This window comes from Paenibacillus wulumuqiensis (assembly GCF_000971965.1).
Lineage (GTDB): Bacteria > Bacillota > Bacilli > Paenibacillales > Paenibacillaceae > Saccharibacillus > Saccharibacillus wulumuqiensis.
Map to the genome: position 1 here is coordinate 49,334 of NZ_LAQP01000018.1, position 26,798 is coordinate 76,131.

The 26,798-nt window shown below is 50.8% G+C and carries 18 protein-coding genes; 1 reads left to right on the top strand and 17 read right to left on the bottom strand.

Annotation, left to right across the window (positions count from 1 at the left end; translation table 11 throughout):
* Positions 1–92: 92 nt before the first annotated feature.
* The 6 genes from WH45_RS20225 to WH45_RS20250 form a co-directional block, all read right to left on the bottom strand.
* Entirely contained in the window at positions 93–2,633 is a 2,541-nt protein-coding gene (locus WH45_RS20225) for a LamG-like jellyroll fold domain-containing protein (RefSeq protein ID WP_046216235.1), read from the bottom strand.
* Positions 2,634–2,831: 198 nt separating this feature from the next.
* Positions 2,832–6,572 carry an alpha-L-arabinofuranosidase C-terminal domain-containing protein gene (locus WH45_RS20230; RefSeq protein ID WP_046216236.1) on the bottom strand — a complete coding sequence of 1,247 codons (3,741 nt, stop codon included), beginning with the start codon at positions 6,570–6,572 and terminating at the stop codon, positions 2,832–2,834.
* A gap of 495 nt (positions 6,573–7,067) precedes the next feature.
* Positions 7,068–9,863, bottom strand: a complete 2,796-nt coding sequence (locus tag WH45_RS20235; protein WP_082097006.1) for a glycoside hydrolase family 3 protein — start codon at positions 9,861–9,863, stop codon at positions 7,068–7,070.
* A gap of 723 nt (positions 9,864–10,586) precedes the next feature.
* Positions 10,587–12,968 (bottom strand): polyprenyl synthetase family protein, encoded by a 2,382-nt coding sequence (locus tag WH45_RS20240; RefSeq protein ID WP_046216237.1) that lies wholly within the window; start codon positions 12,966–12,968, stop codon positions 10,587–10,589.
* A gap of 320 nt (positions 12,969–13,288) precedes the next feature.
* Complete coding sequence (locus WH45_RS20245) at positions 13,289–13,516, bottom strand: MerR family transcriptional regulator (RefSeq protein WP_017814909.1); 228 nt, start codon at positions 13,514–13,516, stop codon at positions 13,289–13,291.
* A 314-nt stretch (positions 13,517–13,830) separates the two neighbouring features.
* Positions 13,831–14,223, bottom strand: coding sequence for a MerR family transcriptional regulator (locus WH45_RS20250; protein ID WP_046216238.1), 393 nt, complete (start codon positions 14,221–14,223; stop codon positions 13,831–13,833).
* Positions 14,224–14,325: 102 nt separating this feature from the next.
* On the opposite strand from WH45_RS20250, the gene WH45_RS20255 reads away from it, so the two are divergent.
* On the top strand, positions 14,326–15,213 hold the full coding sequence (locus WH45_RS20255) for an SDR family oxidoreductase (protein WP_046216239.1): 888 nt from the start codon (positions 14,326–14,328) through the stop codon (positions 15,211–15,213).
* Positions 15,214–15,494: 281 nt separating this feature from the next.
* Here the strand turns inward: WH45_RS20255 and WH45_RS20260 are convergent, their stop codons facing one another.
* The 11 genes from WH45_RS20260 to WH45_RS20310 all read right to left on the bottom strand — a co-directional run bounded on the left by WH45_RS20260 (position 15,495) and on the right by WH45_RS20310 (position 26,758).
* Positions 15,495–16,532, bottom strand: a complete 1,038-nt coding sequence (locus WH45_RS20260; protein WP_046216240.1) for an SPFH domain-containing protein — start codon at positions 16,530–16,532, stop codon at positions 15,495–15,497.
* Between the two features lie 113 nt (positions 16,533–16,645).
* Entirely contained in the window at positions 16,646–17,443 is a 798-nt protein-coding gene (locus WH45_RS20265; protein ID WP_407668043.1) for a TPM domain-containing protein, read from the bottom strand.
* The gene (locus WH45_RS20270; protein WP_046216241.1) at positions 17,440–18,471 is read right to left on the bottom strand and encodes a TFIIB-type zinc ribbon-containing protein; all 1,032 of its coding nucleotides are present in this window, start codon (positions 18,469–18,471) and stop codon (positions 17,440–17,442) included. Before WH45_RS20270 ends, WH45_RS20265 begins: the two co-directional genes overlap by 4 nt.
* Before the next feature lie 392 nt (positions 18,472–18,863).
* Positions 18,864–19,565 (bottom strand): PspA/IM30 family protein, encoded by a 702-nt coding sequence (locus WH45_RS20275; protein WP_046216242.1) that lies wholly within the window; start codon positions 19,563–19,565, stop codon positions 18,864–18,866.
* A 110-nt stretch (positions 19,566–19,675) separates the two neighbouring features.
* Positions 19,676–19,894: a hypothetical protein gene (locus WH45_RS20280; protein WP_046216243.1), complete on the bottom strand. Its 219-nt coding sequence runs from the start codon at positions 19,892–19,894 to the stop codon at positions 19,676–19,678.
* Positions 19,895–20,226: 332 nt separating this feature from the next.
* Positions 20,227–21,312 carry a winged helix DNA-binding domain-containing protein gene (locus WH45_RS20285; protein WP_046216244.1) on the bottom strand — a complete coding sequence of 362 codons (1,086 nt, stop codon included), beginning with the start codon at positions 21,310–21,312 and terminating at the stop codon, positions 20,227–20,229.
* Between the two features lie 353 nt (positions 21,313–21,665).
* Positions 21,666–22,628: a helix-turn-helix transcriptional regulator gene (locus WH45_RS20290; protein WP_046216245.1), complete on the bottom strand. Its 963-nt coding sequence runs from the start codon at positions 22,626–22,628 to the stop codon at positions 21,666–21,668.
* 370 nt (positions 22,629–22,998) lie between these two features.
* Positions 22,999–24,243, bottom strand: coding sequence for a mechanosensitive ion channel family protein (locus tag WH45_RS20295; RefSeq protein WP_046216246.1), 1,245 nt, complete (start codon positions 24,241–24,243; stop codon positions 22,999–23,001).
* Between the two features lie 203 nt (positions 24,244–24,446).
* Positions 24,447–25,025, bottom strand: coding sequence for a hypothetical protein (locus tag WH45_RS20300; RefSeq protein WP_046216247.1), 579 nt, complete (start codon positions 25,023–25,025; stop codon positions 24,447–24,449).
* Between the two features lie 33 nt (positions 25,026–25,058).
* Positions 25,059–25,250, bottom strand: coding sequence for a hypothetical protein (locus tag WH45_RS20305; protein WP_046216248.1), 192 nt, complete (start codon positions 25,248–25,250; stop codon positions 25,059–25,061).
* A gap of 35 nt (positions 25,251–25,285) precedes the next feature.
* Positions 25,286–26,758, bottom strand: coding sequence for an amidase family protein (locus tag WH45_RS20310; protein WP_046216249.1), 1,473 nt, complete (start codon positions 26,756–26,758; stop codon positions 25,286–25,288).
* Between the last annotated feature and the right edge of the window lie 40 nt (positions 26,759–26,798).

Here is a 26,798-nt window from a genome sequence, read left to right on the forward strand (position 1 = left end):
GCAAAAAGACAACGATCCGGTTACAGATCGTTGCCTCTTTATTCCTATCGCTCACTATGCAGATGCAGGCGATTTGCCTGGCATACTGTTCGTTATTTGGAGGACAGCTCAGCCAGCTGGGCTGGTGTCAGGCCGCCTTCGAATACTTGCAATTCATCCAGTTCCCCTTTGAACGGAGCATCCCAGAAGTTGACGCCGAGTCCAAAGCTCGCGTTGTCCGTAGCCGAGAAGCGATCCGGGAAGCCGGTGCCGGTAAAGGTTTCTTTGCCGTTCACATATACGCTCACCACGCCTTGATCAACCGAGAAGGCCAGATGGCTCCACTCTCCTGCCGGAATCTTCATGCCGGTGCTGGCATCGTACCATGGCGCACTGCCGGCCCACAGCATGGTGTTATCTCCAGATGTGCCGCGCGGCAGCAGGCTGATCCAGTGCTCACTGTCTGCTGCACCGAAGAATGCCGGTGAATACACATTCAGCTGCTCCGGCTTCACCCACATGGATACCGAATACGAATTGCTGTGAATCAGTCCATTCGGCAGGCGAATGCCTGTCGTGCCATCCAGTACAGCGGATTGTCCGCGCACGCCTTCACCATACGTGATGCTGCCCACGGTTGCCGGACGATCGAGACGATCACCTGTCAGTTCACCTGCGCCATGCTGGCCGGTGCTGTCGTTTAGATTCCGATCGAAGCTGTACTGTGCCGTCAGTTCTGCATTGACGTAAGGCAGTACAGTAACGTCAAATGCCTTGGTACGTGTCTCATTGCCGCGGGTAATACGCGCCGTCAATGTTACCGGTACAGCGGAGCTACCGGATGCCGGACGTGTCACCTGACCGTTCGCAGCAATCACTTCTTCATTGGAAGACGTCCAGCTGATGACTGTACCGCGGCTGCCGACTGCGGGCAGTTCCAGATTGGCTGTAATGCCTTCTGTACCATCCAGCTTCAGTTCACCATATACATCTGCGATAACCTGCGTATCCGAAGCATCCGGCAGACGGCTGCCCCAGCCCATCGTCGCCTGATCGGACAGTGCGGTGAATGTCATGACATACTGCTCGGACATCGGGTCCCAGTCCTTGACGAATACACCGGTATACTTTTTGCCGCCAATCGTCAGTTCTGCATCATTGGTGCCTTTTTTCTTCCAGGTGCCCTGCAGTTCGCCGGTGATTGTATGATCTTCATTGAGACGGATTGCGCTCGCTTCCTTGATCGCCGCGGAAGAATCGCTGCCATGATCGACAAACTGATAATCGCCGGTGATCATTTTATCGCTGACTTTGGCTTCCTTCTCGCCTGCATAACGATATGGTGAGACGACTGGCCAGCCTTCTTTATTGATAAACATCTGGTGGATGCGCAGTTCATGCTCTTCGCCGCGTCCCGGGAAGCGGGTATGGAAGACGAGGAACAGCTGTCCGGTCTTCGGATCGGTGTAGACGGAGTTGTGTCCCGGAGACACATAGCCGTAATCCTGCTCTTTGCCCGGATCACCTACCTTGCTGTCGAACTGGAAGTTGCCGATCAGCTTGTTGCCGTACTCGTCATTGCTCGTATTGGCCGGCCAGGTCGCCTGGTGACCTCTGGCATCTACATATGGACCATCCGGGGACTTGGAGCGGAATACGCGCATATTGTAACCGCCGTTCGCGGCCAGTCCGCCGTATGTCATGTACAGATAGAAGTAACCGGTATCCTTGTTGTACTGAATGTACGGTCCTTCACCGGACTTGCCGTAACCGCCGGCAATCTTGGTGCCAAAGTAGCGGTCGATCATGCGGCCGTCCTTGGTTTTGCCGTCTTTGCCCGGATAGATCGGCTTGCCGGTCTTCTGGTCAACTTCCATTACGAAGATACCGCCGGACCATGAACCGTAGGTCATCCACATTTTGCCTTTGGCATCGTAGAAAATAGTCGGGTCGATGGCATTCGGATACTGCTGATTGGCATAGGAGCCGTTTTCGTTAAACCAGGCCGGATTCTCGGCACTGATTTTTTGCTGGTCGATCAGCGTTTTGATATTCGTGTTGGTCCACTGCTTGTCCACCTGGCTGTTGGCATCAAATGCTTTGTCCTTGGTGAACCCGGTATAGATAAAAGTATCTGTGTATTCATATGGCCCTTCGATATTCTTGGATACCGCCATGCCGATCGCAGAACGGATATACGTGGATGAAGTAGAATAATACAGCGTATAGGCGCCTTTGGAGCCATCTTTATTTACATACTTGGGATTCCAGATCACATCCGGTGCCCATACGGCAAAGCCGCCTTTGCTGTCGGCATCATTTTCACCGGCCCATTTAAAAGAGCCTGCGAGCGTTTTGGACAGATCACCGTAGAGCGTATTGCCCGGCGTGGTGTAACCGTTTGCAAAATTGGACCAGTGCATCAGGTCCGTTGACTTGGCTGCCGATATGTGGGAACCGAATACATAGAACGTATTGCCTGTTTTGATAATGGAAGGATCATGGACAGTGGCATTGGAGAATGTCGGCTCTCCCGGTGGATTCTCTGCCTTGGCTGCAGATGCCTGTTCGTTGGCGGTTACTCCTGTTACAGATACCGCGAGTGAGAAAGCCAGTGTTGCTGCTGCGAGCCTTTTAGTTACATTTTTGCGCATTCGTTAATCCCCTCTCGTCTTGCTCATGATTGATAATCTATGACTGATTCATATGACTGTTGATATCGGTCTGACTGCTCGTAGTAACTTGGAAAATGAACTGCCTCCATAACTCTAAATGATTGAAATCAATTCTCTTCTTCTCATATCGAAGCTTATGAAGGCAGTATATCTTAACTACCCTGGTTCAGTTGATGCTTATTGGTTCAGACGCAGCACAAGCACATTGACCGAGCTTGCCGGCAGATCCAGTACAACGGTATCGCCATTCAGCTGAATAATCTGCTCGGATGGAACGACCTGTTCATTGTTTTTCTTATTCACATTCGGTGTATGCAGCAGGGAGACGTCACCGGTCAGTGTGATCAGCTGCGCCTCTGCCTGCACGTTCAGTTCCTCCAGATTCAGACGGGTGGCCTTGTCAGCGGCATCGGCATTGACCAGCTTCACATACACATGCTCATCATCCTGGGTCACAGAATGGAACACTTCGCGGTTGTAGGCTTCCAGCTTGTAATCCAGCACTTTGCTGCTAGTCTGGCCATCGGTGTAGGAACAGATCAGATTGCGACCAGTCTCGCCACCGTAGTTGACAGTGATTATATACTCCGTACCATCGGTGAGCGGCTCATAGCTTGCCGCTCGCAGGTTGCCGGCTGCCGTACTGGAGGAATAGTCGCCCAGTGTGTAGCCTTCGATGCCCTGCTTGTACACTTTGACCCCGGTCGCATCGCCATTGTAGCTGATTGCGTACTCGGTCACGTCCTTGGTATCCGGGTGAATATCGGTCAATCCGGCACCGATATAGAACCCTTCCGGGCCACTCAGACGAGTAGCGGTCACTTCGACTTTGTAGTTGGTCCAGTCGTCATTCAGCAGGTACAGACCGTTCAGACCGCTGCTCTGTGCGGACAGAATCAGTCCCTGCTCCGCATCCACCGTGTATCCGGCAGAACCCGGAATAACCTGCCACGCCGGATTGAGTTCGGCGGTAAAGTCCTGTTCCAGCAGCACACTGTCATCGGCGTTGGAAGTGACTTTGACATGCTTGACAGCGATCTTCGCATTGCCTGTGGCGATCTCGATACCACCGCGCGGGATCAGCTCCAGCTGACGGCCGTGCTTGTAAGTCGAGAAGGATGTATCCAGTACTTTGTGTCCCAGATATTTGGCAAACAAATGCTGTACATAATAGTTGGGTGTATACCATACGGTCTCGTCGTCGAACCAGATGCAGTCCGGTGTCCAGCGGTAGGTGCCATCGGTCAGCACTTTGTTGAACAGCGGCGCATAAGCGGCGAGACGCACCACATCGGCATTTTTCTCAAATCCAGTCATAACAGCCGCTTCGCCGATCGCACCGGCCAGTGTATTTTTGTCGGTCGATGCATATTCACCGACGAATACTTTGGATGTCTCCTGCCAGTTGATGCTGCCGTCGGCGTTGTACGCTCTGTAATAGTAGTTATAACGGTCTGCATTATTGAGCAGATATTCGTTGGAACGGTAATAGTGCTCATCCGCAATCGTATCCATATAGTTGTCTTCCTTGGCATACCAGGTGACCGTTTCTTCAATTACCTTGTCCCGGTCGGCAAAAGCAACTTCAGCCGATCCTTCCAGATTGCCGCTCAGGAATTTCCAGCCCTGCTGGTACGCATCATCATCGGCCTGTGCGCCAACGGTAGAGATAATGTTCAGCTCATGATCAGGATAATGCTGTGCCATATATTCGTCGATCGATGTCTTGAACACCTCAAAGTTGGCAAAGAACTCGGTACCCCAGTTCTCGTTGCCGACTCCCAGATAGCGCAGATCAAATGGAGCTTCATGACCCATATGCTTGCGCATCGCTGCCCATTCGTTATGTTCAAAGTCCATGCTGATCGCAAAGTCGATCAGATCGGTAAAGTTCTTGATATAGTAATCACGCAGCTCGCCGCCGGCCGGATGTGCATAGTCGGAGCGTGCCTGGCAGAGTACGCCGCAGGCCATAACCGGCAGCGGTACCGCATTCAGATCCTCAGCCAGCTGGAAATATTCCATATAGCCAAGTCCCATCGTCATCATGTAGCCCCAGACGTTGAAGTTCTCTTTGCGCAGCTCGATATCGCCTACGGAATCTTTCCAGTCATATACATTGTCCCAGATAAAGGAACCTTCCGAGATACATCCACCCGGGAAGCGCAGGAATGTCGGATGCATGTTCACCAGTGCGTTGACCAGATCCTTGCGCAGACGGTAGTTCGGATTGCCGGTATAGTTGGCATGAGCGGATGGAGAACCTTCTTCTTCGCTCGCTCCCCATACATCCTGCGGATACAAAGAGACCATATCGATCGAGATTTCCCCGTCAAAGGTCAGTGCCAGCTGTCCAAGCACCTGCGTGGAGCCTGTCAGCGTCAGCTTTTGCTCCACTCCGTATTTGCGCCAGGTTCCGTCGCCCTGTACCTGTACAGTCACCGAGTCACTCGCCGGCTCGCCGTCCGGTGTCTGCAGCTGCAGCGTGATCGTTCCGGCATTCTCTGCCTTGGCCCAGATCGTAAAGTCATAACGGGCATCACGCTGGATAAACATCGCGCAATTGTTGTTCGTATCGTTGAATCCGCGGTTGATAATCGTCGCTCCATCAGCCACGGTCACATAGTAGGAGTTCACATCAGGATCACTCACACCAAAATGCTCGTTCAATCCGCCGCTGCTCTGCGGGGTCATTCGGTCGGTATCACCGTACCAGGCGAATAGGGGCTCACGGTTGCGGCCGGTCGAGCAGCCGCATTCGCCGGAGGCATGGGAATACGTATCAAAGGCAAATGATTCAAAGGAGCGGTTCTGCACCATTTCCGCATAGATCCCGCCATCTGCCGCATTGTTGATATCCTCGTAAAACAGACCATACATTACTTCGCTCACATCGAGCACTTCACGGCTGCCATGAATCGTCAGCGTATACGGCGGCAGATCCTTCGGCAGCACCGAGACATCAAAGCTCTTCTCCAGCGTGCTCTCTCCGCGCGTCATCGTCGCTGTAATCGTTACGCCTTCGGCAGCACTGACCTGCTGTACCTGACCGTTATGCCCCAGAATCTCCGGACGGCTGGATGTCCAGCTGACCTGTACTCTGCCGCCCATGAGAGACTGCGGAAGTGTCAGATCACGTGTAATGATCGTCGTTGGAAAGTCCAGATATTTGTCCCGTGCCAGACGGGTCACTTCTTCATCGGTCAGCGAGTCGCACATGACCTCGATCACTTCATCTTCGGACAATCCGGCCTGGTACACCCGGAAATCTGCGATCGCGCCGGTATAATCATCATCCGCCGCGAACTGGGAGCGTCCGATGTAATTGCTGTTGTAATTGCCTTCTTCGGTAAATGTAGCGAACCATGCACGCAGACGGGCATAATTACCGCTCGATGTCTGGCTGATCGTGCCATCTACAGCTACTTCGCCGTTAACGTAGACGACCGGACCGGCACTGCTGAGTGTTCCGCCTTCGGTGCCTTTGACCGAGATGGCGACATGCATCCACTCGTCACGTACAAATCCTTTACCAGGATCGACTGCCAGATCCCCATCTGCTGTCAGGGTTCCGCGCATCTGACGGGTGAGGAACAGGGATGGCTTGCCCTCTCCGCCGCCAAAGTCAAAAATCCGTTCCCAAATGCTCACGCCCATGCCAAAGTTCACCCATGCGGTTACCGTCAGACCTGTGTTATCGCTTACATCTTTGAGCAGATCAGCAGGCAGCTGGATGTACGATGAACCATTGGCTCCACCGGAAAATTTGGCTGCCTGACGTCCATATACCTCTTTTACTGCAGGAAGCGAATTCCCGGAAGCGGTTGCATCATTGCCCATTGGGGAGCTGTCTTTGCCAATATGACTGGCATTGTCGAATTTGTACTGTGCAATCAGTCGATCCTGGATATGTGTCATTTGCAATGCTCCTATACTTTATATTCTTAATATTTATATTAATATATTAATGTAATTATATTCTATAAAGTCATACTACTCTATATTGAGGGTGTTTTTCAACTCTTTTTCAGTAGAAGAGCGGTTTTTGTGGAAATAATCGTTTATACATTTGCTGATGAGTGGATGCCCTGTTGAACAGGTATAGGCGCCTTGGTTAGTTCGTTTAAACGGCAGCAATTTAAAAGGGACTTCATTCAGCCGCTCTGGAAAGGGATTGGTCCACGTCCTCCGGTTAAGACTGGAGATCTTGAATAACCGCTGTTCGCGGTTGATTTCCAGTCTTAAATGTCGTCCTTTGGACCAATTCCCTTTCCTCCGCTCTGTGCGTGAACTATATTGGGTGTTGTCTTGGTCAGTTGGGGAGAACGTTAAAGAGCCTTTCGCTGGTTAGGCGAAAGGCTCTTATGTGTATGGATACGCTGTATTGCAAAGTCACCTGGTGTATACGAGCGATTACACACGTTTGAGTTCGATCCACTCAATCTGCATGCCTGGCTTGACGAATTCGAAAGTCAGTTCGTAGACGCCGGTTGCCAGTTCGGCTTTGACCAGCTTTTGACGCAGCCATCTGCCTTCGGTGCCATTGGTCTGGATGGTGGTGACGACTTCGCCGTTTAGCATCAGATTGCAGGCGCTTTGAGCCAGTTCGGTGTCCGGGGACATGACATGGGCGAAGAGGCGATAGACTCCCGGCTGGTCGATATGGATGAGCGTAGCGCCAGCGGTATCAACCGGAATCTGACGGTCTTCTGTCGCTGGCTGGGCCTGATCGACAGTGAGTGCTGCATTTGCCTTATACATGTTCACCGTCTCCTCGATCACCTGATTGCGGGTAAATACCGGGGCCTGGATCAGGAAATTGCAGATATTGATCGCACTGCGCTGAAGTTCGCCGCGGGTCAGTGTGCCGTTCGCCAGCGATTCGATCGTGTTATCGCCCCATACATTCGTCTCGGCGCCATAGTTGCTGACGACCATGTACAGATCATTCTGGGCGCGTACCATGGCATTGGTGTTTTTGCGATCGGCCGGTCCGCCATTTACGACGTCGTTCATAATCGCCCACCAGTCGGTCATAACGATGCCATCGACGCCCCATTCGCCGCGCAGGATCGTCGTATTCAGATCATAGTTGGAAGCGGCCCAGTGTCCATTTATCGGATTATACGAGGTCATGATGCAGTTGGAACCCCCTTGCTTAACTGCGATCTCATAGCCTTTCAGATAGATTTCGCGCAGCGCACGTTCGGATACGACCGCATCGACTTTGCTGCGATAATGCTCCTGGTTGTTGCAGGCGAAATGCTTCAGCGTGCCATTGGAGCCGCCCTTCATAATACCGCGCACACAGGCAGCGGCCAGCTGTCCGGTCACCAGCGGATCTTCGGAAAAGTACTCAAAGTTCCGTCCATTGAGCGGACTGCGGTGAATATTCATACCCGGTCCGAGCAATGCATCGACATTGTTGCGTACCAGTTCCTGTCCTTCCAGCACGTACATTTCCTCGACCAGTTCAACATTCCATGTCGATGCCAGCAGTGTACCGATCGATACCTGGGTGGACTTGTCTCCGCTGTCCATCCGGATGCCGGAAGGGCCATCTGCCGTACAACCGACCGGAATCCCGTAGCCCAGCAGACTGTCACTGACCCCGCCAAATGCGGATGCCGTACCCGGTGTAACGAGCGGACTGCTCATGCCTTCCCCGCGTACGATTGCAGCCAGATCCTCGTCGCTCAGCTGGGCGATAAAGTCCTCCATGCTGACCTTTTGCTCCGCCACATCTCTCAGCTTGTAGCCCCGGTCTCCCGTCTGCTTCAACTGTACAGGCAGATTCTGCTGAACCCGTTCAGCCAGCGACACTTGCTGGCGCGGCACTTCGGTATATGTCACCTCATAGGTGCCATTGTCCAGACGGCGTCCCGGCTTGATCCGGTTAAAGGTCACGGTCGGCGCCATCGCTTCCTGCAGCTGCTCCACTACCTGCAGCTCGCTGAGCACATATCCGTCGCTATCGGCGAACGGAACAGCAACCAGCTCACGAATACTGGTGCCTGCATGGAAATGATAGGTACCTGCTTCCAGCACATACGCGTGCGTATGTCCGGTAATGCCGCTGTCGTCGTACGAAGCCATGCCATGCACCGGGAAAGCAATCACCAGCCGCTCCGATTCTCCCGGCTGCAGCAGCCCTGTTTTGCCAAAAGCAGCCAGCGAACGTACCGGCTGACCGAGCTGACCCTGTGGCGCTTCGTAGTAGATCTGCACGACTTCTTTGCCGACATAGGTCTGTCCGATATTAGTCACCTGTACCCCGATTTCGATAAATTCCTGTCCATCACGGCTAACCAGCTGCGCCTGCTCCGGCTGTACGTCAAACGACGTATATGACAATCCATAACCAAACGCATACTGTACCTTCTCCGGCGCAAATGTCTCAAAGTACCGGTAGCCCACATAGATGTCCTCTTCATATAGACTCTGGTGCTCGTTGCCATAGTTTTTCGTCGATGGATAATCATCGATGGAATACGCGATCGTATCCGGCAGTTTGCCGCTCGGCGTCACTTCCCCGACCAGCACGTCCGCGATCGCATTGCCGCCCTCCATACCCCCATGCCAGGAATAGATAACGGCTGAGATCGGATGGATATGACTCTTATCCTGTACCCAGCTCATGTCCACGATATTGGATACATTGAGTACGACAGCAGTCTGTTCAAAATGAGCCGTCACCTGCTTCAGCATATCCAGCTCTTCGTCCGTCAGACGGTAACTGCCCGGCGCATCCGCATTATCCTTGTCTTCCCCGGCGGTGCGTCCGATGACGATAATGGCTTTGGCCGACTGCTGTCTCGCCTGGGTGACTAGCTCCATGGTCAGCGGCATTTCCTTCTGGTGCCACGGCTCGGCTGCCCAGCCCCCACCACCGTTATCAAACGGATTCTCGCTAATCCACTGCTCGTATACCTGTGCCAGCTGCTCATTGACCGTGATGCCCGGCTTGCTGCGCAGCCCATCCAGCAGATTGGTCGTATACGCCACATTTACACTGCCACCTGATCCTGTACCACTGCGGTAATAATCGACCTGTACCCGGCCAAAAATCGAAACGCTTTCATCTTTCTGAATCGGCAGAGCCTGATTGTCATTTTGCAAAAGCACGGCGCCTTCGGCAGCAACCTTGCGGCTGAATTCAGCAAATCCCTCAAGTGGGACCCCGATTTGTGAAATGGTTGGTGTAGTCAATATATTCCCTCCTGAATCGTAAATGGTCTGGTGGCTGAGTGTCATGATGAGGATGATGTGCTGCATAATCTCTTCTACCATTATGTACGTAACGATTCGGAAAATGCAAAGGCTTACATGATAAATGGCTGGCTAGTTGTGGCTGATTTGTGAGCTGAATGGCAGTAGTTAGGGAAGGGGGCGGGTATAGCGACTCCCGCTCCGGGGAGGGATCATACCGGCGGCCTCCGGTTAAGAATGGATATTTTGAAATACCGCTGATCGCGGTGAATATCTATTCTTAAATGTCGGCCTATGGTATGATTCCCTCCCCTGCGCTCCGTGCGTTTTATTGCATGTCCTCTGTGTTCATACTTCGTATTTTATTGCCGTATACCGTATAAAATGATATACCACTTTGCACAGAATGCATACGCACAGAACGAAAGAAAGGAAATAAGGGAAATGGACGACCTTTAAGCCTGGAGATCTTCCTTCACTCCTACTATTCAAGATCTCCAGGCTTAACCGGAGGACATTCCCTTATTCCTTTCTGGAGTGGATGAAGCATCCCACCATACACATATTACTACACAGCACACTTTACTATTTCAGACTCAAAATAAAAAGGCACTGCAACAATAACAGTGCCTTTCATTCAAATACTTGGCTCCCATAACCATACAATTTACAGTATGCAGACAGTCTCCTGTTCAGCAGCAGACAGCCGTGGAAAATCATAATTTACCGATCGCGATGCACGATGTAATTGAGCAGATGCTTCAGGAAAGGTACTTCCTTCGGCAGGGTACGCAGCGCCTCGATAGCGCAGCAGTAGTGATTCCACATCTCTTTCTGGGCACCCTCTTCCCCGAGAATGGAGACGAAGGTGGAGTTGTTGTTCTGCGCGTCCTGACCGACCGGCTTGCCGATGACCCGTACATCGCCTCCGAGATCGAGCAGGTCGTCCTTGATCTGAAAGGCAATGCCGGCGTGGTAGGCGAATGTCTGGAGCACCTGAATCTCCTGGTCCCCGGCCCGGGCGAGCAGCGCAGGCATCACGAGCGAAGCTTCAAAGGCTACGCCGGTTTTGTAAAAGCAGATCGTATTCAGCTGCTCCAGCGTCAGCGCCTGACCGCGGGCTTCCAGGTCCATCGCCTGGCCGGTGCACAGTTGTTCCGCTTTTTCGGCAGAATATTGCATCAGATTCAGCACGGCTCTCGCGTCGAATCCATCCATCGAGGACTGCTCACGGATACTTTTCTGGATGAGGAACAGTCCGCTCAGCTCGGCAGTGGCGCTGTTGTGCACTTCATGCAGAGTTGCCCGGCCCCTGCGGGTCGGCGCATTATCCTGGGAAGGCAGATCGTCGAAGATCAGCGAAGCGGTATGCATATATTCGAGCGATCGCAGCAGCGGCATAAGCGCCTGTGCATCCAGTCCATAATGATGCACGCCCATCACCCAGGCGAGGATCGGGCGCAGCCTTTTGCCGGAGCCTTCGAGACTGTAGTTGGCTGCGTCGATGAGCCGTTCGTTCATCGGCAGCAGTCCCTGCTTTTTGTCCAGCAGCAGCGTGTCGTTGATCTGCTGCCTCACGGTCTGAAGAGTCTGCTGGAAGTGCTCCTGCTCTTCCCGATCCTGCTTGAGGCTGTTCAGCATCTGGTCGCGCAGCAGTTTGTCAAAGAAATCCACATCCTCTGCCTTGGACACCATCTGCTGGATCAGCCGGTTGAATGCCGGGATGCCTGCTGTCAGAATGCCCATGATCTCATCGTATTTGGCATCACCGAGACGAACGCGCGCACGCTTCAATCCATTAATCGCCCGGTCCAGAATCACTTCGCGGGTTCGATGGTCATTGCCGTATACATTGTGGATCAGATGGGCGATAACCGCCCAGTACAGTTCAAAAGGGTTGACCAGATCGCTGCGCTGGCTGTGGTATTTGAGATAATACGTATACGGCGTAACCGAGCCGGCTTCCATATCGTCGAACATATCGGCAAAATCATCGGCCAGCTGGTTATAAATGCCGTAGCAGAACGTCCGATAGTCGAATCCTTCATCTTCCGGGGCACCGATAATCGAACGGGCTACCAGCCGGGAGCAGGATGATTTAAGAATAACCGGGATGTACAGCTCTTCATTCGTATAGCGGTTATTATTCAGATCCCGTGTCCGATCGATATCCTGGGACTGGAAAAATACATACGATTGTTCAAAAAAGATCCGCTGCGTTCCCGGCTGCTGGCGGCTTTGGATATACTCAAATGCTTCCCGCAGCTCGGAATGGATATACCGGATCAGCTCCACATGATTGCCCGACCAGTCGCCCAGCTTGGGTACCGTGCCGGTCAGCAGCGCGGTGCGGATCAGGCGCGAATACTGCTCTTTCTCCTGCACGGTGAGCAGCGTGGAATCGAGAATATCATCCACAAAAGGATACGTCAGTCCGTACGAATAGCCGAGGCGCACCGCTTCATCCAGACGGCGGCTGCGCTCTGCCTGCGGCACGCTATCCTCCATCTCCTCGATCGCATGCAGCACGACGCCGACAATGATCTTGATCAGCTTGCGCTGCGCCTGCTCGGCACTCAGCTCTTCCGGAATATGAGCAGTGACATTCTTCAGCTTGTTCATCATCCAGATGATTGCCGGCTCAATGTTTTCCTTTTGCGCCCAGCGGTAGACGCCATCCATACTCATGAACATCATAATATCGCCCTGTGGACCGGCTTCGGGATTCACGAGCCGCTTGCGCAGGCTGGCGATCACTTCCTGAATCCGTGATTCCGTCTCCGGCGCATCCAGCGCACGGCCCAGATCGCGCATATAGATGTACGATACACTGCGGTTCAGATAGTTATCCAGTTTGCCGGTGATGTTCAGCCACTGGATGTACCGGTGGTAGTCTCTGGCATCCGGCGCTTTTTGGCGGGAAAAGCGGGACAGCCAGAAATTCAGCGGAATATGGTTCTTTTTCCAGAGGTGAAAATCATCGGTCAGGGACGATATATACGTCTTGGCATTCACCTGCTCGTACAATTGTGCAAAGTAGTCCGCAGCCTTCTGCTCAGCCAGCTGGTAACCGGTATCCGCGTAGTTTATAAATTTCTCATTCATCAGAAATCCCTCAAATTCTATTTAATAGTCATCCGGTACGTTTCCGAAGGGACATGTCAGTTAAGCGTTACTTGTTATATTTAATAATCAGGGATAATCGGGATGCAGAGGCCTGCTCCCATTCGGATGATTCGCATCATGTAGTGGAACATCGGCGTTCATATGTACAGGGTAATACGGGAAAACAGGAATGGGGTTACGAATTGCTCTCTTTCTCCCTCTATCGTCAGAAATGAGCCGGGAAATAAGCCGAAAATCAACAAAACCACCAACCGGACTGCGGCTGATGGTCTGATGGTGGTATGGGGTACCGATAACGGTTAGGCTTGCTTAACAATCTCATCTAATTCACTTTTGAGTAAAAGGTAGCGATGCACACTTCGCATGATCGGCACCTTGGTCAGCTTGTTTTTATCGACGTAGACCTTCATTTGATCTTTGGACATGCCCAGTAGAGCTCCCGCTTCCGAGACCGTTAATACTACTTCATTACTGGTCGCGTTAAAGGTTTCTTTCACTTTCAGATTCCAGTCCTTGAATACCTGCATAGATTGGCAACCCTTCCTATTCGCAGCCAAAAACGTTTCCTGACCGAATCATTCCATTATATCACATTTATGTTGTGTTTTTCTTCAAAATCTGCTGGATTTGAAGATTTTGTCGTTGATGCAGGAGGAATTTCGTTTCTATGTTTGCTTGGGTATGGGTAGCTTACACCGCTGCGAAAAGAGATTCTCCCACTTCCTCCGGTTAAGAATGGAGATCATGAATGACCGCCTGCAGCAGTCGATCTCCATTCTTAAATGTCGGGCGTTGGTAGAATTCTCTTTTCTTCGCTCTGTGCAGGGAGTGATCCCACATCTTAAACCCGGATCTGCTGTTCGTTCTCCATCCTTTCCCGATCTCTGAAAAATTCGATTTTATCATCCACTCTTCGCAGTGCGCGCTCCAGTTCCTTTTGCTGCTCCACGATCCGGGCGCGGTAAGTCTCCATAAATTCGCGGCGTACCCGGGCGGTGCTGGCCCCGCTGTCACCCATGGCGATGAACTGCTGCATTTCCTTAACCGGCAGTCCCATATCCCGAAAATACCTGATGATCTGAAACCATTTGATATCCGATTCCGTGTATTGGCGGTAGCCGTTGCCATCGCGCTGTATCCCGTGAACCAGACCCATCTGTTCGTAATAACGCAGCGTATGCACGCTCAGTCCTGTCTGCTCGGCAGCTTGTTTGCTTGAAAATATGGTCTCCATCTTTTTAGTATACTTCCGCAATTGGGGGATTGCTATAGAGTGAACTCTATACTTTATGCTGAACCGGTAAGCGAATTTCGATCCCCTAAGGAGGCTTTACCGATGAAAGTATTTGTGACAGGAGCAACAGGATTTGTAGGCACTGCGGTGCTGCAGGAATTGTTCAAGGCAGGGCATGAAGTGACCGGTCTCGCACGGTCGGACAAGGCCGCAGACCTGCTAAACGCAGCGGGCGTAGCCGTCCATAGAGGTTCACTTGAAGATACCGACAGTCTGCGCCAGGCGGCCAGGGAAGCGGACGGTATTATCCATCTCGGCTTTATCCATGACTTCTCCAATTATGCAGCGGCCAATGAGATTGACCGGCTGGCGATTGAAGCGATGGGCAGGGAGCTAGAAGGTACGGGCAAACCGATCATACTGACTTCGGGCGCGTTGATGCTCGCTCCAGGGCGTATCGGTACGGAAAAGGATGAGCCTTCTCCACATGCTATCCGGTATGCGGAAAAAGCCGTTCTCGCACTGGCTGAGCGTGGTGTACATGCATCCATGGTCCGACTGGCGCCTTCGGTACATGATGTGGGAGATTACGGATTTGTGCCGACTTTAATCGATATTGCACGCGCTAAGGGCGTATCCGCCTATATCGGTGATGGAAGCAACCGCTGGTGTGCGGTGCATCGTCTGGATGCGGCTGTGCTGTTCCGCAAGGCACTGGAAAAGGCAGTACCCGGTACGCGTCTGCACGGTGTGGATGAAGGAGAGATTCCGTTTCGCGATATTGCCGAAGTGATTGGGCAGAAGCTGAATCTGCCGGTCGTAAGCATTACTCCGGATGAAGCAGCCAATCATTTTGGCTGGATTCATTTCGCCGCGTCTGCTGATATGCCGATATCCAGTACGCTTACCCGTGAATGGATGGATTGGACACCGGCGCATCATGGTCTGATTGCGGATCTGGAGCAGGGACATTATTTTACTACCTCCTGATCGTTGTGATGTAGATGGGTATTCGATTTTCAGGGTTCGGATACAGGTTCAGATGATGGTATTCCTGCTGTGACCTTGTTATACAAAATGCACCCCTGCATGCTTATTCGTTAACCTGTACGGTTATGCAATGAGCATTTGCAGGGGTGCATTTATTTTATAATATACTATTTCGTCTACAAGCTGATTTCATTATTCGGTCTGTTTAACTCGCGACTGGATGGCAAAATTCTGGCTGCCATACCGCTGGCTGATCCATTGGTTTATTACTCTTTACTCTTTTAATCGGCCAGCTTGTATCCGCAGTTCGGACAGAATTTGGAACCTTCATTTTTGGCGCCGCAGTTCGGGCAGAAGTTGGGCTTGATTCCGCCTTCGGCAGATGGTGGAGTCGGCGCATTATTTTGCCCGCCACCCGTCTGCTGACCGGAAGAGGGATTTTGTCCTTGATTGGCATCGGACGAGTTCTGGTTGCTTCCATTCATGTTCTTCATCATTTCGTTTGCCATATTCATGCCCATCATCATGCCGGCCATATCGGCCGCCGTACCGCCGCCCTGCACTTTACCCGAAGCGATGCCGTCGGTCATGCTGACCTGCTGGTATTTCTGCATATTGCCGATCATCTCGTGGGAAGCGGTCTTGGTGATCATATCCTGAATCTCCTGCGGATAGTTGAAGCTCATCACCTGGAATCCGGTAATCCCGATCCCGATACTCATCATCTGCATATCCAGATCTTCACGAATACCATTCGCAATATCCGATGCATTGGCCTGCAGATTGAACATGTCCTTGCCTTCGCGGCTGATCCACTTCATGAGCAGCTGATCCAGCACGGCGGTGATACGGATTTTCACATCTTCTACCACATAGCTCTGCTTGATCCCGGCTACCTTGTCGATCAGGGCGACATAATCGCTGACTTTGAAATTAAACGTACCGTTCGCACGAATCGGCATCCCGCCCGGCAGCTGCGGCGTCGGAATCAGGATCGGACTCTGCGTTCCCCACCTCACCGTAAATTCCTTGGTATTCACGAACAGCACTTCCACCCGCATGCCGCTGTTGAAGCCAAATTTGAATCCTTTGAGCGTGGACAGGAACGGAATAATATCCGAATCCACATCAAAGGAACCTTCGTCCTTGAAAATGCCCTCCACTTTACCGTTATTCAGGAAAATGGCATCCTGACCGGAGCGGATGATCAGCTTGCTGCCTTTTTTGATCTCGCGGTTATTCCATTTCCAGAAAATCATATCGTCTCTGAATTCTTCCCATTCGACTACATTGGCAAACTGGTTTCTGAAAAATCCCATTGTATTCCTCATCCCTTCTGTTTGGATATTCATGTACACACCCTAGCTGCCTTGTTGGCTGGCTGCTTGCTATAGGTTCACTGTATATCTGGACTTTTGCCTTGAACGACTGATTAAAAGGAACCCCGGCTGCCGCTGTGCGAATGACCGCCGCTGCTCGTTCCTCCGCCGCCTCCGCTGCTGCTGCTCTTCTCGATTTTGCGCTTGCTAACGGTAGTATGCGTGTAATTATCGTAGCTGTCCAGCACGCCGGAGACGCTGGAATCTTCATAGGTGGCACGGCTGACCGTGATGACGCCGCCAGAGCGGTACGCCATGATCCAGACGATGATGCCGCCGATCGCTGCCGCTACCAGCAGCTGGAACCAGAACTGGAATAACAGATTGTCCGGAGTGGTCCCGAACTTGTATCCCATATAGTCATAAGAGAGCTGGATATACTTTTCAAAAGCAATGCCATAATTGCCCACTGCCAGATCCGGGGTAATCTTGTTACGAATCTTGTCCAGCCTGCTGTCATTCAATTCCTGCTCCGCCTTGCCAAAGCCGGCCAGGTAGATTTCCCGGTTGTACATATCCATGGTGAGGATGACTGCATTGCCATAAGGCTGGTTATATCCAAACGCTTTGCGGTCATACAGGTCCTCTGTCATCTTCACGACATCCCGGCCCTCCGGATTGTTGGTCGTATAAATAATAAAGTCGGTCTGGCGCTCTGGTGCATACTGTCTGGCCAGCCGGGTCAATGCCTCTTCTTCCTGTGGACGGAGCAGATTTGCCTGATCATAGATCAGCTTTTTCGATTCGGCTGCAGATGTGGCTGCTGCCGCTGTATGGGTAACCATCGGCAGAGCCAGACCCAGCAGCAGTACCATTGCCATCATGAAGAGAGGGATACGATAACTTCTCACAGGAAATCCCCTCCCAACGCCCAGGAGATGAACTTCATACCCAGCAGGGCAGCGGCGGTAATGCCTGCGAACCATGCGGTGATCTTGCCTTTGCTGAGCGGAGGCTTGCCGACGACTTTGCCGGTCTGTCCATTCATCGCGAACATGTAATTTTTTTGCTTAAAATCATAATTCACCAGCCAGACCGGCAGCAGGGCATAATCCGCCCGTCGCACCGTTGTATCCACCTGCTTGTCCGTATAGCTCACACTGCTGTATCCGGACAGTGACTGGGAGACTGAAGAGTCGATATACGGCTGCGTTTTCTCCTTGGCACGGGGAACCAGCTGCTCATCGTCATAGCTGTACTTCTCCGCAATATAACCGGCCAGATACGGGGTTTTGAATTCTTTTAACTGCTCGTATGGAAAAGGCTCCAGCTTGTCCATCAGCTCATCGTTCATCTTTTCCGAAGCATCCAGCGGCAGATTCACATAATCCAGCCGCAGCTTGCGGTACACATCGTAATGCTGGGTCTCCGTATATTGATAGTCTCCCTGCGTATAACTTCTTACCCTGGTCGCTTTGCCGTACACTTCAACCAGGTTATGTAATTCGTATAACCAGAAGGGCACGTAGATCCCCGTCATACTCTTGATCCGGTCTGCACTCATGAATCCGGCCGGTGTCAGCAGTCCATTGCGGCACCATTTCCGGAAGGCTTCTTCCGCCTGCGCCTTGCTGATCGCAAAAGGAATGACTGTATCCGGCGCCAGATCCCCGACCAGCCGGTCTCCCAGTACAACCGCCGATCCGCAAAAGCTGCACGTCGTCGCACTCGTCTCCGGCTCGGTCACAATATCTGCGCCGCAGCTCGGGCAGTGATACTGCTGCACTTCATTTTCGGTAAATACCTGCTTCTTCAGCGGGTCCGGCAGCTGTTCGATATTGTCCTGCCGTCCGCAGCTCGGACAGGACAGTGCTCCGGTCGCACTGTCAAACATCATGCTGCTGCCGCAGTTGGGGCATTTGTAGTCTATTACAGGCATTGGCTCACCTCACTGTTAACATATTTTCTCTTCGTTGCATGCTGCTGCTGTTCTCCTGGGGAGAATGGCCAGGGGGATGCAGCTGCCTTTATTTGTATCGGACAAATGGTGGGGATGGATAAATCCACAGGCGGCGATATTGCTTTACCCACTTCAGAAAGGAATAAGAGCACGTCCTCCGGTTAAGCCTGGAGATCCTTGAATAGGATATTGGAAATGGGGATCTCCAGGCTTAAATGTCGTCCTTTGCTCTTATTTCCTTTCTTGCGTTAGGTGCTGGGATATCAATCGTGTTTGTACATTGGCTGCTCATGGCGAGTTTTAATGTTCATTTTCTTTTCTGTCTCTTTATATGGAGAAGCAGTAATGTGCAAAGCTATGCATCCGGCAGATCAGTGGCTGCTGGCGTTTTGTTGTTTCAGGGAAGATAGTTCCTGTTCCGGTGTCACCTGGCTGGATGCGGGATCAGGTTGGGCGTTCATCCCCTTTTCCAGGCGGGCGATGAGGACGTCCAGGTCTTCTTCTTGGGAAGCGCCGCGCAGTTCGGCGAGTGCTTCTGCTTCGTTCAGTGCGATGGCTGCCTTATGTTCCATCGCCTGCAGGGCTTGCTCGGTGCTGCTGGCAGAGCCGTGATGACTGGCCTGCTGCTGGGCGTTGGCCTGAGCCATCTTGCTTTTGAGTTCGGTATAGCGTGCTTCCAGCTGGGCGAGGTCTTGCATGAGCTTGTCCTGCATCAGCTTCATTGTATCGGCTTTGGCAGAAGCTCGTTCATGGGCAGCCTGCAGATCGGCGTGCGCTGCGGTGAGGCTCGCTTTCTTTTGCAGAAATTGCAGTGCGTTCTGCTCTTCGCCGTTCTGAACGGATTTCTCGGCATAGCGTTGGAGCTTGGCGATCTCTGCACTGCTCTCGTTCAGCGCTCGCTGCGTCCGGCTCTGTTCGGCGAGAACCGCTGCTGTCTCTGCCTTGATCTGGCCAAGATCGCTGTTCATGCTGCTTAGATAGGTCTGCACATCCTTTTCCGGATCGTTTGAACGCTCCAGCAGGCTGTTTACGTTGGCTTTCATCACATCTCTGAATCGTGTCCATACACTCATCCTGTTCACCCCTTATCGAAAATCGTCAATTACACTATATTACACCAATTACGGCGCACAGGTTTCAGCTGCTTGACGAGATGCTTGCCATTGGGCTATTGATGCAAGGATCAGCTTTCTTCAGTAAGGGCTATTAATGATGTGAAAAACACATCGTACAAATCCCAGTCCAACTCGCTGCGCACATAATTCGTAATCTCGTTCAGCTGCTCCTCGCTGGCATATTCCAGGCAGGGACGTCCTTCGCTCCATAATACCCGGCAGGCAAACTTCTCTGTCACCTGCTGGATCACATAATCCTGTGATACATATTCTCGGCTGATCGCCATGGATGTATTCCTCCTTTTGGATTCTCCGAAAATAATTTCAGTATATTTTATTATTTTAAATTTGTAGAGACCATCTCTATATCATTTGTCACAGCAAGCAGCCAATCCAATCCATAATGAACGCCCTATTACAAATTACAAAACAGGCCCAAAAGCCACCTGTCCGATCCGGAACGGGCGCTTGGCCCGCGTAATATATAGTCGATAAAAGTAAAATAGACCCCCGATGAAGCGGGAGCCTTGCAGGAATAACGTGTATTTGGTTATTTGGAGTACGGAAGCGAATATGCAGCAAAATGGAGCGTCTTCCCAACCTATTTTCCATTGGGGAGTTACACTCTGTCTATATTCAACCCGGATAATGTCAGATTCATAAATTCGCTGTAGCGCCGAGCGGCCTCGTGAATCTCCTGCTCCCCGGTCTTTAGTTCCGTAAATGGATGAATGGAAATATCGACTTTTTCCTTTCGAATCTTCCGTCTCCATAAGCCGACAATTTCGCCGTCCACCACCAGCATTGGTGTGAATACAGCATTTTTTCCGGAAATTAGCGGACCGTATTCCTTTTTTACAAGGGCGCTTCTGTCCTTGTAGCCCAGCAAATATTCGTCATAGCCTGCCAGCAGATGAACAGCATCATCCGGCTCGGTTGCGACCGCATGATCTGCTCCCATCCAGTATTCCATATTTCCGTGCCTTTCCAAAAGGAGATTCATTCGAGCCGCTTCCACGCCTTTTCTGGCTTCTGCCATGGGCAGCCCTGACCACCATGCAAAATCGTACACCGTTGCCGGTCCATGTCCTGTAAAATAGCGTATCGCCAGCTCTTTCAGTGACTCTTCCATACTCCACTCCCGGACTTTGGGCAGCCATTCTTCCATCAGTACAAAGGTCTGCTGCTTGCCCTCCAGCGGACCCATACAGATCAGTCCACTATGGGCCAAATACAACAGCACGTTATAGCCCTGCCCATCTGCAGTGGCAATACCTTCATATTCCAGTAATTTCATCAGGTCCACCCGTCTCATCCGCTTGTGTTCTCTCAGCGCATCGTGGATGATCTTCTCGGCCAGCATCATTTGCTTGAATTTCAGCTCCTGCTGCTCCAACTTGCCCCGGAGTCTGGACCAAATACGGGACGCCAGCAGCCCAAGCATCCAGCGGGCATCGGCGGCAGGCACAAAATGCAGTGTGCCGCGCATTGGCCACGTCAGTACAATTTCCCGGTTGGTTATAGCCTGTTCGACAGCTGTGACATCGGCGTTGTGCGTACGTGACCCGATCGCCCACAGCGCCTGGGCATAATCCTGGGCCTGCACGGCGCCCAGCCTTTGCACTACCTCGGCAGCTGTGTTTTCCTTTGACCCGGTAATACACTGAGTGCGCAGGCGGCGATAAGTAATCTCTTTATTTTCCACATGTTCCTCTCCAATCTTCCCTACTATTTCCCTCTGGTGCAGGCGGTATGTACGAGAATATATGTCTCTCTCCAGCTATCTTATGGACAGCCGCCAACAGATAGCGCTTCTACAGTTTCTTCTCCCTTCGCTTAGCGAGCTGGCAGCTGCTGCGGTTACGCTCGGCTTTGGTCTTCCGATCTGTTTTCATCATACAAAAACAACCCTGACAACTGTTTGTCAGGGTTGGATCGGACTTGGAAATAGTCTTTAAAATGTATAACGCTTCTGTCTGTGCACACTGTTATAACAGCTGTGTACACAGGAGTACCATAGAATAGAGGATTTGCCCCAAGCTTCAAAATAGAGCCTAGCTATGATTTCAAAGGCGCCGAATCATACAAAGCAGCGACCTTGCGGGCTTCTGCTGCGACTTTTTCAGCCAGTTCAGGCGGTGCCAATATCTGCGCCCGCGATCCAAAAGCGAGCAGTTGGAACTTCAGCCACGGTTCATCATACCACTGCGCCTGTATGTGCAGTGTTCCATCTTTTTGCTCGGTGACCGTATCCGGTCCAAACATATCTTCAGCGTATACACGGATCGAAGGATCAATGCGCAGCGTAATTTGTATATGGCTGCATGTATTCTCTGTATCGGACTGCTGCTTCCACGGGTACTGCAGTTCGGACAAGGAATGCGCCCGATAGGGAAAATGTTCTTCCAGCTGCTCCAGCCCTCGGATCCGACTAATACGAAATGTACGAAAATCGCTGCGTAATCTGCAGTAGCCGTACAGGTACCAGGTGAATCCTTTGAGAGCAATGATAAGGGGTTCCACGAGCCGCTCCTGCAGCTCCTGTTTGTTATTGCGGTAGGTCAACCGGATCAATTGTCTGGACCGTATAGCACTGCGTATCTGAGCCAGCATACTTTTCATATCGTTATTGGTGCCAAAGGGATTCAAATCGATCAGCAGATTCTCTTCGGCCTGTCCGCTCGCAGAACTGCCTCTGGCAATCAGTGCACCGACCTTATCCAGCAGCCCTTCCAGCTGCGGATCGCCCAGGCCGGTCTGTACCCCTCGCAGTCCGCTGACGATCGACATCAACTCTTCCAGTGTGAGCATCTGCCGGTCAATCCGGAACTGCTCCATAATCTCATACCCACCTGCTGCTCCAGGGTGGGATACGATCGGAATACCTGCTTGTCCGATTGTATCCAGATCACGGTATACCGTGCGCAGCGAGATCTCAAACCGCTCCGCCAATTCTGTCGCATTAACACGTTTGCGGCTTAACAGCAGCATGACAATAGCAAGAAGGCGATCTGTTTTCATAAGGATGGTTCCTCCTGTATGGGTTAACCTGCTGCGTGTATTTTAGCATAATTGGCAGACCGCGGCAGAGCTGCATCTGTTTATAACACTGGTAATAGCAGCGCAGATGATTGTATTTTGCAGAGCAATACGTTTTTGAGTGCAGTATATTTTTTAGACGAGTACATTTTCCAGACTATAAATCCCCCAGCAAAACAAATTTTTGAACAAAACAAATTTTTGAACAAAACAAATCTATGAACAAAAAAAGTACAGCATGAATCATCATGCTGTACTTTTGGCTTAGACTTATTACATTGATCATTCTATACAATGGAGACGCATATACAGGCACTCTTTACTTCATTACTTATCTGGTGTCTGTTCATCCTCACGGCAGCAACTTGTTTTCCTTCAATTGCACAATATCATGCCCCGTCGGATTCTGGAAAGGACGTAGTCCAAAGGTCGGCGCCACCGCAAAGATATGGTCGAAAATATCCGCCTGCAGCTTTTCGTAAATACTCCAGGTCGTATCATTACTAAAAGCGTAGATCTCCAGCGGAAGCCCGTTATCTCCTGGAGCCAGCTGCCGGACGATCAGGGTCATGTCCTTGTGAATCTGCGGATGGTTCCTCAGATACTGATGAATATACTCACGGAATACGCCGATATTGGTCAGCTGTCTGCCATTGACATTGCTGTCCCTGTTAATCTGGTGCTCTGCATTGTAAGCATCAATCTCTTCCAAGCGGACGGTAATATAATCCGCCAAATAATGAATTTTGCGGAATTCCGAGATCATCTCGTCACTGCAAAATCGGATGCTGCTTGTATCGATATGAATGCTGCGCTTGATCCGGCGCCCGCCCGATACCTGCATCCCGCGCCAGTTTTTGAACGAATCCGAGATCAGCGCGTAGCTCGGGATCATCGTAATCGTCTTATCAAAATTCATGACTTTGACCGTGTTCAAAGTAATATCGATCACGTCGCCATCCGCATCATACTTGGGCATCTCGATCCAGTCACCGACACGCACCATATCATTGGAGGACAACTGAATCCCCGCTACCAGCCCGAGGATAGAATCCTTGAAAATCAGCATGAGCACAGCAGATAATGCTCCCAGTCCGCTCAGAATAATCAGCGGATTCTGGCCGATCAGATTGGAGATCACTATAATGCCCCCGATGATGAACATGACGATCTTCACGACCTGAATATACCCTTTGATCGGCCGAATCTTGGAGATTTCAAAAGAACGATAGATCGTCTCAAACGCATTCAGCAGCGCATTCACAACAGTGATCATAATGATGATCATATACGTCATGGCAGCCTTCTCGATCAGTACCTGATAAGCCGGGAAAATGGGCGCAGAGAAGTAGATGATGATGGCCGGTACGAGATGGGAGAGATTGTGGAATACCCTTTTCTCGACGATGATATTATCCCACGTGTACCGGTTGTTGTTGACGATATGAATAATCGTACGCAGTACGATTTTTTTGGTAATAAAATTAGCAAGGATGCAGAGCAGGGCGATAAACAGCACCATGATGATATTTGCTGTATAAATGTTGGCAAGCCCGTTCACACCAAGGCTAACCAGCTGTTGTTTGATAAATTCCATTGCTTCCTCCTATCGCAGTACATACTAGCCTATTATTATAGAGGAGTTGGCGATAGGAAACAAAGTTTGGATAAAAGATAAAATGAATTGAACAAAAGTAGAGCATCCTGCGGTCATAACTACTCTCGCAAATAAACATCTTTCCAAGCGTTCTTACTTACTGTATACACGATCATGTCGCATGTTGTCATTCACCTTACAAATTAAATACCATGTTTCCAAATTATATATTGCAGCATATCCGAATCAAAATGTAATTTGGCTCCTTCTTTCTCAGATGGAAACAGACGGATACGTTCCACAATAAAAGCCTCTATATGATCCAGGGACAAGCAAATAAATCCTGGTATGTTCATTTCTGATTTTGTTACCAAAACCTTTCCCACTTCATGGAATTGTCCTTGCGATACGCACTGAGACTTGAGATATTCTGTATGCACTCGTACTTTATTTTCAGAAAAGAAACCTATTCTTTTTAAGCAATAAGCTATACGATCTTCTCTTTTAAGATGGATTTTTTCCAGACTTACTCTATTCCCTGATTTCACTTCACACATCAAACCAATATTGGTATTGGAGTTAAAATGTCTAAAAAGTGCCGCGTCATAATGCTGTCTCCCAACTTCTTCCGTTACAAACTTAGGACGTATTGCCAACAAGTCGGCATCTGCACTTTGGTTACTGTCGGATAAGCCCTGCCGATGTAACACAAAATTGGTGAGTGGAAAAAAGCCATTAAATCGCAAATACCAATAAACTAATTCTTCTGCAAAATTTTTCATTATCTCTTCCTTTTATACTAATACTTATTTAATTCACTCATGATATTCGACTTCTTCTCTTGTTCCGTTACCATTATAAATAAGTTCAAATGTATTGCCTTCCGCATCTTCTCGGATTCGCTTATTATTTTTCATGTAATACATAGAGGCACCTGATTCTTTTGCCTGCTTACGTGCATAGTCATAGGCTCTCTTCAATATTTCCTGTAGTTCTTCTCTTTTCACTACATTCAGCTCCTTGATTCCAGACTATGGACAGTCTACTTCAAAATAGGCGCTACTCGGTGCCCCGTAGCCTGCTCAAACCCAAATGCAATTCTGATCAAAGTCGGCTCACTCCATGCTGTTCCCACAAAAGATATCCCTTGCGGCCCCTTCGTAATATAGCCGCCGGGCGCAATCACGCCTTCCTCGGCATATCCTCCCGGAACCGTAATGATCGGATATCCTGCTCGGGCAGCCAGATCAGATCCTCCCTCGCTGCCGAGAAACAGAAGAGCGTCCAGCTGATGTTCATTCAGCGCATGATCGATTCCATGTTCCCCAGCCATTTCTTTGTTATACCTCAGGCTGTCCAGATATTCCTGTTCTGTCAGGGTGCCACTGGTTTCTTCTGCCCATATCAATGTACCCTGACCATACTTCAATGCTTTCTCTGCATGCTGTTCATTAAAAACAATTACTTCGGCTAGAGAATGAACAGGAATATGCTCAGGCAGCCGGCTCAGATAGTCGTTCAGCCCCTGCTTGAATTCATAGCGCATCACGTTCGCATCCCAATGGGCATCTTCACAGGGGAGATGCACCGGATCGATAATCGTCGCTCCTTGCTGGCGAAGCACATGTATCGCAGCTTCGATGACTTCCAATCTGTCTTTGTCGAGGTGCTGGTAATAATGCCGGGGGATGCCAATTCTAGCCTGTTTCAGAAATGCTGTATCCAGAGATGAGGTATATTTCCGATCCATATCTTCTGTACCGTGACTACTATGCTGCCATCCCCCTCTATCCACCAGAGCATCCAGCAAAATCGCCGCATCCGTTACTGTACGCGCCATCGGACCTGCCGAATCCTGGCTAAATGCGATTGGTACAATTCCATCCTGACGGATCAGACCTACTGTTGGCTTGATGCCGACTACGCTATTCTGGCTGGCAGGACTAATAATCGAGCCCGATGTCTCCGTACCAATCGCCGCCGCGCCAAAGTTTGCAGCAATAGCTGCTGCCGATCCCGAACTGGAGCCCCCCACGAACAGCTCACCCGGTCCATACGGATTCAGCGTTAGTCCACCACGTGAACTGTATCCCGCCCAGATATCAACAGACATAAAGCCAGCCCATTCCGTCATATTCGTCTTGCCCAGCAGAACCGCCCCAGCAGCCCGAAGCTGGGCGGCAACCATAGAATCTTGTGAAGCAAACGAGTGTGCAAGAGTAATCGAACCTGCACTTGTATGCATCTGGTCAGCTGTATCGATATTGTCTTTTAAAAGGATAGGGATACCATGCAGCATTCCTCTGCTGCCTGTTGCTTTTCTCTCCAGATCCAGCGCTCTGGCAATCTCCACTGCTTCCGGATTGATTTCCAGAACAGATCTAATTTTCCCGTCAAAAGTATGAATTCTATCTATGTACGCTTGCACAATCTTCTCCGAACTTGTCGATCCTGACTCCATCGCTTGCTGCAAAGCTTGAATATCTGCTTCTACTATCCATTTCTCTACATTCATGTAATCATCCTCCATATACCGGGGTATTCCACAGGCTGCT